Below are 18,879 nucleotides of genomic sequence, written 5' to 3' on the forward strand. Positions count from 1 at the left end.
TCAAATTTTAAAAATCTCTTTCACGAATTGAATAAATCCACCGTTAATATTCAGGAAATTCACAAAATCTTTAATAAATTGAAATAATACTAATGTATCTGTCTTAATTTTCAAAAACCTACATTAGGCCTACAATACTAAATGGAAGTGTCTTGAAAAACCATTTATCAACTACTCATATAGGTTTGAAATATAGTTACGAGTCATTCTCTAAAAAAGCCTCAATGCGAATAGGAGCACCAAGTTGATCGAAATTCTGGAGCTGTTCACGTGTCATATAGTACACACTAATGCTTCCATTCATTCCAAGTCGCATCTCAAATAAATTTTCTTCTATCTGCGTTATTTCTAACGAGTTATTTTCGTCAAGCTGTAAGTTTACACTTTTCATATGTTATCACCCAATATAATTATATACGTTCAAGCAAAGATAGACGACCCACAGTATGTTGACAAGTTTCGGCATAATTGCGTCTGGAATCTTTGCTTCACCAAGAACTCCTTTCCGATTCCGTGACAACCGTCACAAGCTTTAACTTCTTTCAGCAAGTGTTTTGGTAGCGACAGGTACAGGTATTTGGATATGACTTCTACTGAAAGAAGTTATATTTATTACTTTCCTAATACATATTCCGCTAACACACTTTGAATTTTATAGATGTTAGTTGATTTATTAAAGTTTTTCTGAATCGGTAATTCACTACCTGAAACCCAAATTTTCAACTCTGCATCTAAATCAAACGTTCCCGCAGTTTCGACCGAAAAATGAAGAATACTCTTATATGGAATTGAATGATATTGCGTTTTCTTCCCAGTTACTCCTTGTTTATCGATTAAGATAAGTCTTTTATCCGTAAAAATAAAAGTGTCTCTTATAATTTTATAAGCGTGTTTAATTGTTTCGTGAGGTGTTAATAAATCTTTAACTTCTTCCCGTAATTTTTCTAGATTTACTTCACTTGCATTACCTATTATCCCATCAAATAAACCCATCTAAATTCCTCCTCCAAATGTTTATTCTTCATTTAAAATATGAGATTATTTTTCCATAAATTCAATGTAAATCTGCTGCAGTTAACCTTTAACTGCGTATTAGCATAAAACGTCAGGTTAGGCGAATTAAAAAAGTAAGCACATTTAGATTTTTACAGAACCATCCAATATATACATTCAATTTTTGATTTTTAGACATTAAAAATACGCCATCTTAAACAGTCTGCGCACACTGTCTAAAAAAGGCGTTAAAATTTTCGCTACGCTATTGAAATATGCTTTACCGGTCAATCTCCGCCAAGCCAAACGCTATAAAGGAATCTCAGCTATTCCTTTCATTGTTATCGAAGACTATAAGACTGGAGAAAATGAAAAAGTCATTGGTTTCAGATTCGAAAAGGGCTTTTTTTATTATGCTTCAGAAATTCCTATCCCAAAGCTAACTAATAATAAAAATATAGTCAAAATTACAAAACATAGACTATTGACAAAGACACTTAAAATTATAATATTTGCTTTTTTAGTTCTAATTCCCATCACCATTGAAACAATAAATCCAATATCTATTAATGCGAATAGCCATAAACAAATAATTAGGTATGGTTCATTCACGAAACGACTAATAAAGAAAACTGCAAAAGTAGCTATGACTAAAATAAGCGTAAAGATTATTGGCCTCGATTCTTTGCGAATAACTTGAAGATCACTTTCCATCAAAATCACCTCTCTATATCTTTCATAATTAATTATCATACCTCTTTTTTCATTGCTCAGGTTTAATCTCCATAAATCCAATTCGTCTGATTATGATCCAACACCATTAATATTCAATTGACGGGCATAGTTCATCATAAAATTTTTTCTAGAATAATTTTTCGACTATCACCTAATCACTTTCTTTAAAAAGTGGCCAAGCACCGCTATAAAAGGAGATACCTGCTCGTTATATTACACAATAATCATTACTGATATAGACCACTTTAGTTTCTGTATCATTCTTAATTTTTCTAATTATATTTACAAGATTTAAACAAAAAACAATCCCTAAGAATGGCATTACAACAAAACAAAAAACGCAAACAAACTAACCATCTAGATCACTCCTAATCACCTTTACTTTCCTTACTTGATCTGAATAAAAAAATCTCATTTTTAATTATACACGAAATTGAAAAATATGGTTTTATCTACCGAAGCTCAATACGATTTTTAGCCAACTTGCGTCCCCTGTCTTTCGATTAATTTCGTTAGTTGATACGCGATCTTTTCAATGTCGGCTTCTCCACGGACGGTGAACTGATTGCCAGATAACTATTCCTATGCCGAAACAGTTTTCACCTTTCCCCTCCAAATATTCCCGATTCTCACGCGCAGTTAAAAAAACTCGTTCGCCTTTATGGAGACGCGCTGAGTAACCGTTATATATGGCACAGTATCTAATTCGCTGTAGTGCGATTTCTTGCCGCATTTACCTCCGCCAGACAATAGCACACCAACGAAAGAGACAGTTGAACTGATTCCGTTTGTTAGCCAATCCGGAGGCTTACCACTAGCAAGATAGCCAACGAAGTCGTATATGTGTCCGTAAACTATCGAATCCAGCCAGTTTATTTCGAACCAGTATTGTAGAGTTGATAAAACTCTAGAAAACGTATCAAACGTAGCTTTTACGACAGCAGGAATGAATTACCAATTTTTATCATTGGACAAAAAGCAGAACTTTTATAAGCTTCTTATATATTTAATAATTTTATAAAAATAAAGGATGTGCTCTTTAGTTGATTGAGTATCGACTTTCAATAAACTTAAAATTCCTTTAACATACCAAAGTTCTAACGTTTGGTAGAACTCATTCAAATTAACCGAAACTTCATATTCTGCAAAAAATACTTGAGTGTATGTATCAAATTCCTCTAAATTCAGAGGTAAATATGACGCGAAAATTGCTACTAAATCAAAATATCTAGGTCCTTTCCGCGCCTCACTAAAATCGATGAAGCAAACATTCCGTTCAGCAGTTAACAAAATATTCCACGCGCCTAAATCTCCATGAATCCAATTCGTCTGATTATGATCTAAAACCATTAATTTTTCAATTGATGGGCATAGTTCATCATAAATTTTGGGGAAGTTTTCATATAAAAGTTCTTTTGTATCTATCCATAACCTATCTATTGCAAAACGATTATGACGCGCTGGTTCATAATGAAAATCCTTTAAATATTCTTGTAACATCTGATAAGTATTTAAAACCTTTTGCAAAGGAGCTTTTTCGTTTACTGAAGGTACGTAAATTTGTATTTGAAATAAATTCTTATTTATTTGAGTAAATGGCTTATCAAACTTTGAAGTTAAAATCTCACTCACAATGTTTTTATTTTTTGTTCTAATATGTTGTATAAGTTTATATTCAAAGTAAGCCTGCTCTTTCGTTTCAACGGATTTCAAAATATATTTTTCCGAAGTTTTTGTATGCAATAAAAAGGTTGAAGCTGTTTTTCCTTTAGTCAATAAAGTTTCATTTGTAATTGTAGGTATATCAAATTCCTTTACTATTTCTAAAAAATAATCCATAAATTATCGCTCCTCTTCGCAAATTAAATTGGTTCTAAGTCAAATGTCGGGGTGTCATCTTTTAGCACAATAACCCAGATGAACTCCGATTTCTTTATACTTCAAATTTAAAAAGTGATCGCAGCGTCGAAAGCCATATGCATTCCGTTTCGTCACTTTTTGTAATCTCTACATTCTTTTTAATCGTGGGATATTCATGTTAAAATTCATTTACCACAGTTCACCTTCCTATTCTTGTTTCTCGACAATTCAAGTATATATAAATCAGTGAATCTGTGCTTTTTTTATGCGTGTAATTGTATGAATACCCCCCAAAATAATATAGAACCCCAAAAAAACACTTCCATGAATGGGAATTCCCCATAAATGAATGTGTTTCATAGTTTAATTCAATTAATTAACATTAAGTTATATGATCTCAGTAATTAGTCGGTATAAATCCAATGAATTCTCTCTAAATAAGTCCTATAATCCCTTGTAGCTCTAACCTTAACTCGCCATCATGTCGATGCGAATCTTGTCTGCAATCATGGCGATGAATTCACTATTTGTCTTAAGGGATAATACAAATTAAAAATTGAAATGTTGATATATCTAGGTTTTCGAACACTTTATTTAACTAAAGTTTCATTTATTTATTGTTAGTTAAAGAGTTTCATCATTATATACTATCTTCTATATAAATTTTAATACCACTACACCTACCAAATTAATTACTACCCTTAAGATAAAATTCTCCAAAACAAAAAGGCAGAGCAATTGCCCTACCTTTTTAATGTTCTTAATTAAATAATGTTCTTAATTAAATATCTATTCGTATTTTGAAAGCGTCTTTTCCATTCCTTCTTTATCATAATTCTTATATTCTAAATTTGAAACCCCTATCGCTTCTTCTACATGTTTATACATTTCATTAAATCCTTCATCAGTGGCAAAACCACTTCCACTTTGAATCGCCTTAGTCACACCATAAATAAGCTGTGTAGCTTTCAAAGCATCTAATATTTTTTTTTCTTCTTCTGTTGCATCTTCTTTATAAGTTGTAAAGTAATCTTCGAAAGCTTCATGGAATCCTTCGATATTTTTTTCTTCATTAATCGTATCTTTCATAAAGATAGCAAATTGTATTCCATTATTCCATACATCCTCACGTACATTTTCAGGTGCATTGCTTTTATTTCCACAGGCGCTAATAAAAATAGCTGTAATCACTAATAAAAAACCTACAGTAATTTTCTTCATTAAAGTTAAACTCCTATTTATTCTGATTAATACTCTTTAAGATTAACATTGAACAAGCAAATACCATACATACTACCGCTAACACAAAATAACTCGTTGCATATGTACCATTGATAATGTAGTTATAGGCATCACCGCCAACGTAGACATTTTTACTAGAGCTTCTAAAACTATCATTGTTTTCATAAATACACAATTTATAAAAGCCCATGCTAATTGATACAATAGCGCCAATAAAACCTATAACACTAAAAAGCGTATATTGTGCTTTTGATTGTTTATTCTTATTCTGTTCATTGAATCTTTCCTCTAGTGACTTCTGAACTATTTCTTTTTCTTCCAAAACTACCACTCCTGAATTTTATTATAGAACTATATATTACCATAATATACATAATTACAGAATAATATTTCATATTTTTTTATATGCGTGTAAAAATTGGTAATCAATATATAGAAGAAACTCAAATAAGGGTTTCGTTATTTACCATCTAAAAGTGGACGCAATACATCTTCTGACTGAACCTTTAACTCTATCAGCTCAACCTCAATCATACTTTTATTGGGGGTGGAAATGTCTGTAATATTTTTCTGCTATATTAAAATAGATATTGTTCTGACAGAGCCAATTGCTTCCTCTTATGTTCAATCTCATTCAATAACGATTCTATTTGCTGTTCAATAACTTCAACAGGAACAAAAGGAATCCCTATAATGCGCATTGCTTTGAGACAAAAAGCAAGCTCCTTCTCACACTCTCCCAAACGCCTTTTAAGAGATTCAATCTCGAAGCCTACCTATTTTGTCAACCATTGCTCAGATTCGCTTGGTACAGCTCTATGAGGTGTATGCCTGTTATATATTGATTCCATTCTGTCACGATACTTTTTAAATGCTTTCATTGTGATTCTCCTATACATACCATTTATTTGTTTTCATACCTTGAATCGCTAATGCTGTTGAAATCACACTATCATCATGGTGCAATTCACTATTCCCACGCTTATTACCTAAGCGACCATTTGCTTCAACGAACATCTACATTTGCTGAAAGGTAGTCTTACACTCGATATTCACAAGCCCTAGCTCACCTTCATATCTGAAATCATAATTGCCTTTGTTTTTCAGAAGTGATAAAGCCTATTTGCAACTTCTTCTTTCCTCGTTCATCAAATGTTTTCATCGGTAGAAACTCATTACATATTGCCCCTCTGAATCAAATGCAGTAAAAACACATTAGGGAATTTCTTTCTTGGGACAGCATCATTCATTTGCATTAACTTTTCAAAGAGTGCTTTCGCTGAATTGCCTTTATAGCTCACAATTAAAATATTCTCATTAGATTTGGTCAACGCTCGCCACAACGCTCTAGCAAGCACAAAAATTCATGTCCATTCTTAGTGTTTTTGACAAGAATTTTTTACGCAAAAAAAAAAACACACCTCCATTATTTGAATTTTCGTAAACTCAATAAATGAATGTGCGTTAACATTTACCCGCATATATTTAGTTATTTATAGGTTCAAAAAGTGATTTATCGGTAAATAAATCTATAATATATCAACTATAAGTCCTGTAATCCCTTGTAGCTCTAACCTTAACTCGCCATCATATCAATACGAATCTTGTCTGCAATCATGGCGATGAATTCACTATTTGTCGGCTTCGATTTTAAATGATGTACCGTGTATCCAAACATCGACGAAATCGATTCATAATTGCCACGATTCCACGCGACTTCAATGGCATGACGAATTGCACGTTCAACTCGTGATGGTGTTGTATTGAACTTTTTAGCGATTTCTGGATATAAAATTTTCGTCACAGAGCCTAATAACTCGATATCTTCGAACACCATTTGGATAGCTTCTCGCAAATAAGAGTAACCTTTAATATGAGCAGGAACGCCGATTTCTTTAATAATCGCTGTTATCGTGCTATCTAATTGATGCTGATTCAATTTTTGAGGTGCCGCTGGTTGTAAAACACTTGTCTTTTTAGGAAGTGTAGCCTTCTGCCCAGCACAATGTAAGATCTTTTGAACCAATTGATCAAATTCAAATGGCTTTAGCATGAAATAGGATGCACCTAAGTCTACAGCCTGTTTCATCACATCTTCTTGGCCAAAAGCAGTTAACATTATCACTTGAATTGATGACATTCGTTCATTTTGATACATCGACTCTAAAACAGCTAACCCATCAAGATGAGGCATTATAATGTCTAGCAGCAAAATATCTGGTGTGAATTCTTCTAGCATTTGTAAACAAACTTTCCCGTTTGAAGCAGTTGCAATTATTTCAATTTCAGGATGCCCTTGAAAATACTGCTCCATCGTTTTTAACAACTCACGATTATCATCTGCAATCGCTACTTTAACCTTTGTCATTTAAATTCCTCCTTTTGAACTGTGCTTTGAATTACCCCAAAGCGTCACCTATCCCCTAATGCAATTTTTGCACACTTTGGAATTTTCGACATTTTTGTTTTAAAAACCTTTTCAATTTCCAAAAATGAGTATGTAGTCCGATACTTTCTTTTTATATCGACAAGTTATGATAAATACCTGCAAAGCCTCGAATGCTTATATCATTTATTTTAGTGAAAAAACGGAGATAAAACTACAGTTTTTTTAAAGTGTCGCTAATCGCTTCATAAATAAACGAAATACTTGATGAACAAAATATTTTTATGAAAGAATGGAGCTACCTTTTCCGGCAGCTCCTTCGTTTAAGATGATTTTTTTAACATTTCTGCTACTGAAAGCGCTGCTCCCTTTTTTGGCTCCTCCACAAACATATGTGTAACCGCACCTACAAAACGACCGTCTTGAATGATAGGACTGCCACTCATCCCCTGCAAAATACCACCTGTTTTTTCAATGAGTTTTTTGTCAGTTACTATAAATTCAAGGCGTTCATTTTCAACCTTGGTAATTTCAATTGAAAAAGTTTCTACCTTACTGCCCTCAATCGCAGTATAGATTTCAGCCTTCCCTGTTTTTATATCCTTTTCATGCATAATTTCAATTGCTTTTGGCAAACTTTGTTGATAACCGTCTTCCCAACGGCCAAAAATTCCATAAACTGTATTTTTATCGATACTTCCTAATCGATTATGTTGTTTTTCAATGGAGGATATTTTATAGCCAGGCTGACCAGGTATGCTTTTACGAATTTGTTGAATCGAAGCTAAAAAAATGGAGCCAGCATGGAAAATAGGGGCTTCTTGTAACGTTGAATCAACGATTTGGTGGCCTAATGCACCGTAATTTTTTGTCTCTGGATCAATGTATGTCAATGTTCCTACTCCATCTGTTTCATCTTTTAGAAAGGAAATAACATGTTCTGCTTCTTGCTCCTGTAAATCAAGTGTCATTTCTTTTCCTTCACTTTTTATCGTCCATTTCTGTTGTCCTTGCCGAGCAACAGCTTTTTTGGCATCTACAAGTGTTTTTACTGTAATATCATTTATTTTTTCAATTACAGCGCCTCCTTTCATCCACTGATTGGAAGCTAACAGCACATCATGTGCTACAAATACATGTGATAGCTGAAGTTGAATACCAATTGCTTCGCCCATCGGAATTAGCTTTTTTGCGGCAAAAGCCTTTACGGGCATGAATAATAAAACGATGAGCATAGGCAAAATGACAAATTGACGCCAACGACGATACATACGACACCTCCTTTTTATTTTTGTCTTTTTACTATGTGTTTTTGTGGCGTTCTTATAAGCGGTAAATATTTGCGCAAAAAGAAAAAAACCAGAAACAACAATGTTTCTGGATTCTTTTGCTATCTCATTTGTTTTTTTCGTGCATTCGCCATTTTTAAGAGCTCTGTGGCGTGTTGCAACGTTAAATCTGTAATTTCCGCTCCAGACATCATGCGACTGATTTCTTCAATACGAGCGTTCGTATCTATTTCCAGCAATGACGTAAATGTTCGATCATGCTCGACTTCTTTTTTAATAAAATAGTGATGATCGGCCATTGCAGCCACTTGCGGTAAATGCGAAATACATAAAACTTGAGAATTAACAGATATTGCAGCAATTTTTTCTGCGATTGCTTGTGCTACACGACCACTTACACCAGTATCTACCTCATCAAATATAATAGATGTTATGCCATTTGAGGATGAGAAAATCGTCTTTAACGCAAGCATCATACGCGATAATTCTCCACCAGAAGCAATTTTCGGTAAAGATTTTGGCGGCTCGCCTACATTCGTAGAAATATAAAAAATTACTTGGTCTTTGCCATTTGCATCAAAGTAAGGCAATTCATCAAAATTAACAATGAATTTTGCTTTTTCCATATGTAATTCACGTAGTTCGGCCATAATAGCTTCACTTAAATTATGTGCAGCGTCCTTTCGAACAGTAGAAAGTTCTGCAGCAAGTTCATTTAATACTGCTTCCATTTCCAATACTTTTCGTTCTTTTACTTGTAAAATTTCGTCTCGATTTAAAAGCTCATTTAACTCTGTTTTAATTTTATCGTAATACGCTAAAATTTCTTCAACTGTTGAACCATATTTACGTTTCAAATTTTGTATTAAGGCTAAACGTTGCTCAACTTCATTTAATCGAGCCGGATCAAATTCTAATTCATCCAATACATTTTTGACCTGGTAAGCAGCATCCTGTAATGCATAAAAGGCAGTCGTGACAGATTCTGAAGCTTCTTTAAATTGCTCGTCAATTGTCGCAGCATCCTCTAATGCACCCATCGCATTGCCAATCCAGTCGAGGCCTTTAGAATCACCCTGAATAGCTTCATATGCCGCACTCGAGCGTTCGAAAATTTTATTAAAATTCATTAAACGGCGACGTTCATCCAGTAACTCATCTTCCTCGCCAAGTTTTAAATTGGCATCCTCTAGCTCTTTCATTTGGAATTGGTACAAATCAATACGTTGCGCCATTAACTGTTCGTCAATCGAAATCGAAGCTAATTCTTTTTTTAATGAACGATATTCTTCGTATTGAGAACTGTACAAATTTTGAATAGGTGTCAGTTGTTCCTCAGCAAAATGGTCAAGTAAATAGATATGCTGTTTCTCATCCATAAGCTCTTGATTTTCATGCTGTCCATGAATATCGATAAGGCTAGACCCAATATCACGTAGTACAGACAACGGCACAAGTTTTCCGTTTACTCGACAAACACTTTTTCCAGTATCATTTAAATCACGGCGCAAAATAATGGTATCTTCTTCTATTTCTATGCCTGCCTCTTCAAGTTTCTTATAAACAGGATGCCCAGAACTTGAAATTTGAAATAAACCACCTAATTCAGCCTTTTTAGCTCCATGACGAATAAATTCAGAATTGCCTCGGCCACCAGCAAGTAAATGCACGGCATCGATAATAATTGATTTTCCTGCACCCGTTTCACCTGTTAAAACTGTTAAACCATCTAAAAAACTAACTGTTAAATCCTCAATGATGGCAAAGTTTCGAATACTAAGCTCTCTTAACACAAATTGTCACCTCTGTATCAAATTACCCTGCTATTTTACAGCATTTCTAATAAGCGATTTTTTGTATTTTCACGCTCATCTTCGTTACGACAAATAATTAAAATAGTATCGTCTCCAGAAATAGTACCTAAAATTTCAGGCCAATCTAAATGGTCAAGTAGTGATGCAATAGCATTGGCATTACCAGGAAGAGCCTTCATAACTAAAAAGTGTGATGCACCGTCAATGCTGACAAAAGCATCAGCTAACGCACGGTGTAATTTTTGTATTGGATTGAAACGTTGGTCTGCGGGCAAGCTATATTTATAGCGGCCATCCTGCAAAGGTACTTTCACAAGATGAAGCTCTTTAATATCACGTGATACTGTTGCTTGTGTCACATTATAGCCTGCATCCTTTAAAAAATCGACTAAATCATCTTGTGTTTCAATTTCATGATTGGCAATAATATCCCGAATTCGTATATGCCTCTGTCCTTTATTCATGTCGGTCACCTCTTATAAATAGTTGAATATTTGTATATTTACACTACCATTTTAAACATAAAAGCACAAGAAAAAACACGGCTCTGTAAATGAGCACGTGTTATTTTAGTGCACTATGCGCTTCTTCAACGAGTGCATTAAAAGCTGTATATGCAGGAATTTCTTCATCACCTATAGGATTCACTAAATGGAATAAAAATTCAATATTTCCCTCGCCCCCTGTAATTGGTGAAAACGAAGCATCCTTAACGACAAAGCCAACCTCTGTCGCCATTGCAGCAGTTTTTTCTAAAACTTCTAAATGTACTTTTTTATCACGAACAATGCCTTTTTTACCGACTTTCTCTTTCCCAGCTTCAAACTGAGGCTTCACCAATGCCATTACATCGCCACCTGGCATTAACAAAGTTTTTAAGACAGGTAAAATAAGCGATAGTGAAATAAAGCTAACATCAATTGTTGCAAAGTCTGGCAAGCCCTCTGTTAAATCTGGCGCTGTCGTATAGCGAAAATTCGTTTTTTCCATGACAGTTACACGTTCATCAGAACGGATCTTCCATGCTAGTTGGTTAGAACCAACATCTAATGCATAGCAATGTCTTGCACCATGCTGTAATGCGCAATCTGTAAATCCTCCTGTAGAGGAGCCAATATCAAGCATTAGCTTCCCCTCTACAGACATATCAAAAATTTGTAGCGCCTTTTCAAGCTTCAAGCCGCCACGACTAACATATTTTAAATCAGAGCCTTTTACTTGTAGTGGTGCATCTATAGCAATTTTTTCCCCCGCCTTATCGATGCGAGTTTCATTAGAAAAAACAAGCCCTGCCATAATAGAGCGCTTTGCTTTTTCTCGTGTTTCACATAGTCCACGCTCTACAAGTAAAATGTCTACACGTTCTTTTGGTTGTTTTGTCATTATTTATTTAAACCTACTTGCTGTTTTTGTTGAAGTAACACATGCAGACGTGCCACTGTATCCTCAGCCGTCATATGAATTTCAGCGAGAAGCTGATCTACATTACCATGCTCAATAAAATGATCAGGGATTCCCATACGATCAATTATTGCACTTAAATAGCCATGGTCATGGGCAAATTCTAATACACCACTACCAAAACCACCTTGTAGTACCGCCTCTTCAATCGTCAATATTGGCTTGCGGCTTGTTAATATACGGTGAAGCATATCCTCATCCATTGGTTTAATGAAACGTGCATTGACTACTTCTATCTCAACACCTTGCTGCGCTAAAATATTGGCTGCTTCCATTGCCATAGGAATCGTCGTACCAAAGGTTAAAATCGTTGCATCTTTCCCTTCACGTAACACTTCCCAGCTACCAATTGGTAACGCCATAAGCTCATCATCTAACGGAACGCCTATACCATTGCCTCGAGGATAGCGTAATGCAATTGGACCACCATCATAGTCAATGGCTGTTTTCACCATATGCTGACCTTCATTTTCATCTTTTGGCATCATAATTGTCATATTTGGTATATGACGAAGGAATGCAATATCAAATACGCCTTGATGTGTTTCACCGTCCGCACCAACTAAGCCTGCACGGTCAATTCCTATAAAGACATTTAAATTTGGACGTGCGATATCATGTAGTACTTGGTCATAGGCACGTTGCAGGAATGTTGAGTAAATGGCTAAAAACGGCTTCATGTTTTGTGTCGCTAAACCTGCCGCCATCGTTGCTGCATGTTGTTCAGCAATCCCTACATCAAAGAAACGTTCTGGGAAATCCTTTTGAATCCCTTGTAATTTTGAACCTACTGGCATTGCTGGCGTAATCGTGACAACGCGTTTATCCTCATGAGCAATTTTGCGGACAGTCTCAGCAATCAAGCTACTCCATGCTGGACCTTTCACCTCGGACTTTACAAAGGCACCGTTTTCAATTTTATACGGACCTGTCCCATGCCAATTACCAATTGTATCGTCTTCAGCAGGTTTATAACCTTTGCCTTTTTTCGTAATGACATGAACGAGCACTGGGCCTTTTACTTTTTTAGCTTGTGATAATGTTGACTCAAGAGCATCGAAATCATGTCCATCAATCGGACCAAGATATTTAAAGCCTAGCTCCTCAAAGAACACACCTGATACTACTAAATATTTTAAGCTATCCTTTAAGCGCTCAGCAGTTGTAGCAAGCTTACCGCCTAGCACTGGGATCTTATTAATGAGCGATTCCAGCTCTTCTTTAGCTTTTGAATATTCTTTAGCTGTACGAAGACGCCCTAGTACACTGTGTAGGGCTCCGACGTTTGGAGCGATTGACATTTCATTATCATTTAAAATGACAATCATATTTGTTTTAGCATGGCCGATATGGTTTAATGCCTCCAGCGCCATACCGCCTGTTAAAGCTCCATCTCCAATAATTGGTATCACGAAGCTCTTTTCTTTTTTGATATCTCGCGCTGCTGCCATACCCATGGCTCCTGACAAAGATGTCGAGCTATGACCTGTCTCCCACTCATCATGTTCACTCTCCACACGCTTTGGAAAACCACAAAGCCCTTTGAACTGACGTAATGTATCAAATTGATTTGCACGACCTGTCAAAATTTTATGCACGTAAGCTTGGTGGCCAACATCCCATAAAAACTTATCTTGTGGACTGTCAAACATTTTATGGAGCATAATCGTTAGCTCCACAACACCTAGGTTCGGTCCGATATGACCACCCGTGACAGAACATTTTTCGATTAAGAAGGTACGAATTTCTTGTGCAAGTCGCTCAAGACCCTTCTTATCTAAGTTTTTTAAAAAGGCTGGACTAGTTATATTATTTAAATCCACCTTTCTCACACACCTTTTCAATAAATTATTCACCGCAATTGTGTTTCCACTATTATAACAGTGTTATTAATATGCTAAAAGTACGAACACTTTATTGTTTGCACATTGGCAAACGCCTTCACCTATTCTAGCATATTATGTGCCTTTAACGCCTTGTTTTTCCCCTAGTTTTTACGATGTACAATATAGGCTGCAAACTCACATAATAAGCTGGCATCTACTTCCAATTTATCTAGTGCGTTAATGGCATGCTGATAATGCTCAGCAAGCTTTTCTTTTGCCCCATCTAAAGATAATAGAGCTGGGTATGTGCTTTTATCACTTGCTACATCTTTACCTGCAGTTTTACCTAGTTCTTCTGTAGTACCCTCAATATCTAAAATATCATCTTGAATTTGGAAGGCAAGACCGATATGATGCGCATATTCCTTTAAAGTTTCGCGTTCTTCTTGCATGACATCAGCTAACACTGCTCCCGCTTCAATACTAAATCGTAAAAGAGCGCCCGTTTTATTGATATGGACATGCTCAAGCTCAGCTATGTTTAACTGACGCTTCTCACCTTCCATATCGAGTACTTGACCCCCAACCATACCTTCTGCACCAGCTGCTTTACTTAACAGATTAACTAATTCAATGCGTTTTTCAGCTGATACATCCATGCGTGCTAAAATGCCAAACGCAAGTGTATTCAATGCATCGCCTGCAAGTGTCGCTAATGCTTCACCATAAACTTTATGATTTGTTGGCTTCCCTCTACGGAAATCATCATTATCCATACTTGGTAAATCATCATGGATTAATGAATACGTATGGATGACTTCAACTACAGATCCTACCGTTAAACCATCCTTCAAATCCTTATTATAAAGTTCAAGAACAGCCAATACGAAAAGTGGGCGAATACGTTTACCTCCAGCTTTTAATGAATAAAGCATGGATTCTTTTAAATTGGCTGGTGCATCAATTTTCTCGACTAGTGCAAACATTTCAGCTTCAACTTGAGGTATGTTGCTTTCAATAAAATGTTTTAATTGCTCGTTCATTTTTTAGTTCTCTCCCTTTAGTGGATCAAATGCCGTAGTCTCACCTGTCTCTTGGACAATAGAAATTAACTGCTCCTCAGCATGTTGCAGTTTGCTATGGCAAAATTGTGATAGCTCCATACCTTGTTTATATAAATCAATCGCGTTTTCTAAAGGTACATCACCTTGCTCTAACTGACGGACAATTTCCTCAAGTGCCATCATTGCATCTGCGAAAGTTTGTTGTTTCTCTGCCACAATTATTCCCCCTCATTTTTCGGCAAGATCTTTACCACATCTGCAATAACCTTTCCATCATGGAAGGAAAGTGTTAATTGATCCTGTGGCTTTACATCAACTGATGATTTTAACATTTGATTATCTTTATAAGCTACCGTAAAGCCCCTTGTTAAAATGGCAAGTGGATTTAATGCTTCTAAAGTTCTGACAGTTGCTTCAAATTGTTGTTTTTGTTTCGTTACATAATGAGTTGCAGCACGAGTTAATTGTTGGACGTGAGTTTCTAGCTCTCGTTGATGGAAAGCTAATGCCTTTTTGGGCGAGTGCTGCTCTACCGCACTATGTAGTTGTTGAAACCGCGCTGTTTTCTTCATCAAATCGACCTGCATGGCTTTTTGTAATCCCGTTTCAAGTTGTGCTAGCCTTTCTGTAAATGGTCGATATAGGCGTTCTGGCATTGACAACGGATAAGATTGTTGGAGCTTATTTAGACGCTGACGTTCTGCCATAAGTTGCGCTCTTACGATTTGATGCAGTTGTGATTTTTGTGTAAGCACCCGTTGAAATAATTCTTGTTGATTAGGTACAGCCATTTCAGCCGCTGCAGTTGGTGTCGGAGCGCGCAAATCAGCTACATAATCCGCGATAGTCGTATCAGTTTCATGACCTACTGCGCTAATAATAGGGATACGGCTTCCAAAAATCGCTCTTGCAACAGCTTCCTCATTAAATGCCCATAAATCCTCAATCGATCCACCACCACGCCCTACAATCAGTACATCGCAACTCGCATCGATATTTGCTCGCTCAATATTTTGAACAATATTCGGCGCTGCTTGCGCTCCCTGTACAAGGGTTGGATAAATAAAAACTTCAGCAAGTGGATAGCGTCTCTTTAATGTAGTACAGATATCTCGAATGGCAGCGCCTGTTATCGACGTTAAAACACCGATTTTTTCAGGAAACCTCGGAATTGGTTGTTTCCACTCAGGTTTAAAAAGCCCTTCTTGTTGTAACTGCTCTTTCAGTTGGTTAAAGGCAACAAACAAACTACCAATTCCATCTGGTTGCATTTCCTGTACATATAATTGATATGTACCGTAGCCTTCATAAACGTTTACATCTCCACGGATAAATACTTGCATACCTTCCTTTGGTTCAAACGCTAATTTTGTGGCTGCTGTTTTAAACATGGTAGCCGCAATTCGTGCTCCATCATCCTTTAATGTAAAATAAATATGCCCTGATTGATGAATTTTGACATTGGATAGCTCTCCCTTTACATAGACTTCACGTAAATGCGGATCAGCATCAAATTTCCGTTTAATATATTTTGTTAATGCTTTTACAGTTAAATAAGAAGCAGATGACATTTTCCCGGCTCCTTTACTAAAATCAAGTTTTTCACAAAACTACACCTATCATAACATTTTTTATTGCCCATGACGTGCCAAAATACAGTTTCGGTTGAAAAAACAACTGTCTTGGATAGAATTGAAAACCTTACTATAACATATCTTAAGATTTCATATTAGATAAAGTATGTCTTTTCGACGAAATAAGCGGTGGAGTTGCGTTTTGATTGAGTGCTTTGCTGGGGTGCGAATAGAAGAATCGGAGTGGCAGATTTATCTACGGGGGTGCTGATTGAACCGCTAGAGCGACGGTATGAAAATGAAGCGACGGATTGAAACGACCGAGCGACGTATGAAAATGAAACGACGGATTGATCTGCCGAAGCGACGGATTTAACAGGCCATGTGACGGATTGAAACGCAAGAGTGACGGTAAAAAACCACCGGAGCGACGGTATGAAATCGAAACGACGGATTGATCTGCCAGAACGACGGATAAAATAGGCCATGTGACGGTGAGAACCACCAGAGTGACGGTATGAAGCGAAACGACGGATAGATCTACTAGAACGCCACGGATAAAACAGGCCATGTGACAGTAAGAACCACCGGAGCGACGATATGAAAATGAAACGACGGATTGATCTGCCGAAGCGACGGATAAAACAGGCCGAGTGACGGTAAGAACCCATGGAGCGACGGTATGAAAGCGAAACAACAGATAGATCTGCCAAAGCGACGGATTTAACAGGCCATGCGACGGGAAGAACCCACGGAGCGATGGTAGAAAATGAAACGACGGATTAGATCTGCCAGAACGACGGATTTAACAGGCCATGTGACGGTAAGAATCCCCGGAGCAACGGTATGAAAATGAAACGACGGATTGATCTGCTGAAGCGACGGATAAAACAGGCCGAGTGACGGGAAGAATCCCCGGAGCGACGGTATGAAAATGAAACAACGGATTGATCTGCCGAAGCGACGGATAAAACAGGCCGAGTGACGGTATGAAAGCGAAACAACAGATAGATCTGCCAAAGCGACGGATTTAACAGGCCATGTGACGGGAAGAATCCCTGGAGCGACGGTATGAAAATGAAACAACGGATTGATCTGCTGAAGCGACGGATTTAACAGGCCATGTGACGGGAAGAACCACCGAAGCTACGGTATGACTTTAGTTTTGTCAAATTGTCCGTGTTGGAATTCGCCGCTAAAAGTGTGAGTTGCACTGCTAACCAAAGGAAGAACGCCGCTAAAACTTGAAATAGCCAGAATCGCTGATAAAGTATCAAATATCGCTGATAAAAGAGTCAGAATCGCTGATAAAGCATCAAACATCGCTGATAAAAGAGTCAGAATCGCTGATAAAGCATCAAACATCGCTGATAAGAGAGCAAGAATCGCTGATAAAGCATCAACTGTTCTTCAACTCTGACTTTAGTTTTGTCAAATTGTCCAGCTTATGTTGGAATTCGCCGCTAAAAGTGTGAGTTGCGCTGCTAACCAAAGGAAGAACGCCGCTAAAACACGAAATTCCGCCGCTAACCAAGCAAGGAACTCCGCTAAAACTTGAAAGAGCCAGAATCGCTAATAAAAGAGCAGAATGAAAGCGAAACGACGAATAGATCTACCAGAACGACGAATAAAACAGGCCAAGTGACGGTAAGAATCACCGGAGCGACGGGAAATCGTCGAAATGACGGACAGGAGTCGAATATCTACATTTCTTTTTCTTAACAAACAAGAAAACCTCACAACTTCATAAAATTATGAGGCTTTTACATTAATAAAATATTAATAGAAGCGTCCCTACAAGAAAGCAATAATATGTAAAGTAGCTAAGCTTGCCACTTTTCATGATGCCCATAAACCAACGCATTGCAAAATAAGTCATAAATAATGTCACAATAAATGTCGCAGCATAAGGAATTGCTAATGCACCTTTATTTGGCTCATCTAAAAAATCAGAAATTCCAAGGACAACTCCACCAAGACTTACAGGAATATAGAGCATGAAGGAAAATCGTAAAGCGGTTTCCTGTTTCATACCAACTGCAATGGCTGAAATAATGGTTGCTCCTGAACGGCTAATACCAGGTGTTAATGCTACAGCTTGACCAAGACCTACGATGATGGCGTCTTTCGCAGTCAAATCCGCATCCCTTTTCCTACCACGCAAATTACGGATTAGCCATAGAGCAATACCTGTTACAAACAGCATAAGTGCTATCGTCGTCATACTAACATTATCCGCAATAACATCGCTTAACAATACACCTAAAACGCCCGCTGGAATAGAACCAATTACTATAAATATAGCGAAACGAAAATCAGCTTTATAACGATTCTGTCGAGTTTTCAGATACAGGAAAAAATTTGTAATGAGTCGGACAATATCCTGTCGATAAATATAGACAATAGCCAGTAAAGAAGCTGTGTTCGTTAAAATAGCAAAAGTAAAACCTTGCTCACCAAGACCAAGAATTTCACTTGCAATCATAACATGTCCGCTAGATGATACAGGAATTGGCTCTGTAAACCCTTGTACAAGACCGATAATAATATGTTTAATGATCAGTATTAAATCTATGTTTTCCATAAAAACCTCCCTATTCATATGTATGACCCAAACGTTATATTAGACGTTAAA

General features: G+C 36.8%; 17 protein-coding genes. All 17 read right to left on the bottom strand.

Features of this window, described 5'->3' with window-relative positions:
• Positions 1-196: 196 nt before the first annotated feature.
• The 17 genes from ACIQ7N_RS02405 to ACIQ7N_RS02485 all read right to left on the bottom strand — a co-directional run bounded on the left by ACIQ7N_RS02405 (position 197) and on the right by ACIQ7N_RS02485 (position 18,828).
• Positions 197-391, bottom strand: coding sequence for a hypothetical protein (locus tag ACIQ7N_RS02405; RefSeq protein WP_402930053.1), 195 nt, complete (start codon positions 389-391; stop codon positions 197-199).
• A gap of 221 nt (positions 392-612) precedes the next feature.
• Positions 613-993, bottom strand: coding sequence for a PH domain-containing protein (locus ACIQ7N_RS02410; RefSeq protein ID WP_132356642.1), 381 nt, complete (start codon positions 991-993; stop codon positions 613-615).
• A 411-nt stretch (positions 994-1,404) separates the two neighbouring features.
• Complete coding sequence (locus tag ACIQ7N_RS02415; RefSeq protein ID WP_402930055.1) at positions 1,405-1,707, bottom strand: hypothetical protein; 303 nt, start codon at positions 1,705-1,707, stop codon at positions 1,405-1,407.
• Positions 1,708-2,715: 1,008 nt separating this feature from the next.
• The gene (locus ACIQ7N_RS02420) at positions 2,716-3,567 is read right to left on the bottom strand and encodes an aminoglycoside phosphotransferase family protein (protein WP_402930057.1); all 852 of its coding nucleotides are present in this window, start codon (positions 3,565-3,567) and stop codon (positions 2,716-2,718) included.
• An 810-nt stretch (positions 3,568-4,377) separates the two neighbouring features.
• The gene (locus ACIQ7N_RS02425; protein WP_402930059.1) at positions 4,378-4,809 is read right to left on the bottom strand and encodes a hypothetical protein; all 432 of its coding nucleotides are present in this window, start codon (positions 4,807-4,809) and stop codon (positions 4,378-4,380) included.
• 13 nt (positions 4,810-4,822) lie between these two features.
• Positions 4,823-5,152 (bottom strand): hypothetical protein, encoded by a 330-nt coding sequence (locus ACIQ7N_RS02430; protein ID WP_274068525.1) that lies wholly within the window; start codon positions 5,150-5,152, stop codon positions 4,823-4,825.
• Positions 5,153-5,721: 569 nt separating this feature from the next.
• Positions 5,722-5,847 carry a hypothetical protein gene (locus ACIQ7N_RS02435; protein ID WP_274068526.1) on the bottom strand — a complete coding sequence of 42 codons (126 nt, stop codon included), beginning with the start codon at positions 5,845-5,847 and terminating at the stop codon, positions 5,722-5,724.
• A gap of 559 nt (positions 5,848-6,406) precedes the next feature.
• Entirely contained in the window at positions 6,407-7,198 is a 792-nt protein-coding gene (spo0A, locus tag ACIQ7N_RS02440) for a sporulation transcription factor Spo0A (protein WP_053483724.1), read from the bottom strand.
• 341 nt (positions 7,199-7,539) lie between these two features.
• Positions 7,540-8,487, bottom strand: coding sequence for a SpoIVB peptidase S55 domain-containing protein (locus tag ACIQ7N_RS02445; RefSeq protein WP_402930061.1), 948 nt, complete (start codon positions 8,485-8,487; stop codon positions 7,540-7,542).
• A 119-nt stretch (positions 8,488-8,606) separates the two neighbouring features.
• Positions 8,607-10,298 (bottom strand): DNA repair protein RecN, encoded by a 1,692-nt coding sequence (recN, locus tag ACIQ7N_RS02450; RefSeq protein ID WP_402930063.1) that lies wholly within the window; start codon positions 10,296-10,298, stop codon positions 8,607-8,609.
• Positions 10,299-10,333: 35 nt separating this feature from the next.
• Positions 10,334-10,783 (bottom strand): transcriptional regulator AhrC/ArgR, encoded by a 450-nt coding sequence (ahrC, locus tag ACIQ7N_RS02455; RefSeq protein ID WP_079561797.1) that lies wholly within the window; start codon positions 10,781-10,783, stop codon positions 10,334-10,336.
• 100 nt (positions 10,784-10,883) lie between these two features.
• Positions 10,884-11,702, bottom strand: coding sequence for a TlyA family RNA methyltransferase (locus ACIQ7N_RS02460; protein WP_132356659.1), 819 nt, complete (start codon positions 11,700-11,702; stop codon positions 10,884-10,886).
• Entirely contained in the window at positions 11,702-13,603 is a 1,902-nt protein-coding gene (gene dxs, locus ACIQ7N_RS02465) for a 1-deoxy-D-xylulose-5-phosphate synthase (protein WP_274068546.1), read from the bottom strand. The genes ACIQ7N_RS02460 and dxs overlap by 1 nt, the downstream gene beginning before the upstream one ends.
• A 164-nt stretch (positions 13,604-13,767) precedes the next feature.
• On the bottom strand, positions 13,768-14,649 hold the full coding sequence (locus ACIQ7N_RS02470) for a polyprenyl synthetase family protein (RefSeq protein ID WP_402930064.1): 882 nt from the start codon (positions 14,647-14,649) through the stop codon (positions 13,768-13,770).
• A gap of 3 nt (positions 14,650-14,652) precedes the next feature.
• A complete protein-coding gene (xseB, locus tag ACIQ7N_RS02475) occupies positions 14,653-14,886 on the bottom strand; it encodes an exodeoxyribonuclease VII small subunit (RefSeq protein WP_049664205.1) in 234 nt (77 codons plus the stop codon).
• A gap of 2 nt (positions 14,887-14,888) precedes the next feature.
• Positions 14,889-16,241 carry an exodeoxyribonuclease VII large subunit gene (xseA, locus tag ACIQ7N_RS02480; RefSeq protein ID WP_402930066.1) on the bottom strand — a complete coding sequence of 451 codons (1,353 nt, stop codon included), beginning with the start codon at positions 16,239-16,241 and terminating at the stop codon, positions 14,889-14,891.
• A gap of 1,771 nt (positions 16,242-18,012) precedes the next feature.
• Positions 18,013-18,828 (bottom strand): undecaprenyl-diphosphate phosphatase, encoded by an 816-nt coding sequence (locus ACIQ7N_RS02485; RefSeq protein ID WP_402930068.1) that lies wholly within the window; start codon positions 18,826-18,828, stop codon positions 18,013-18,015.
• Positions 18,829-18,879 lie beyond the last annotated feature (51 nt).

Origin of the sequence: Lysinibacillus sp. NPDC095746, from assembly GCF_044763535.1 — a bacterium.
Classification (GTDB): Bacteria; Bacillota; Bacilli; order Bacillales_A; family Planococcaceae; genus Lysinibacillus.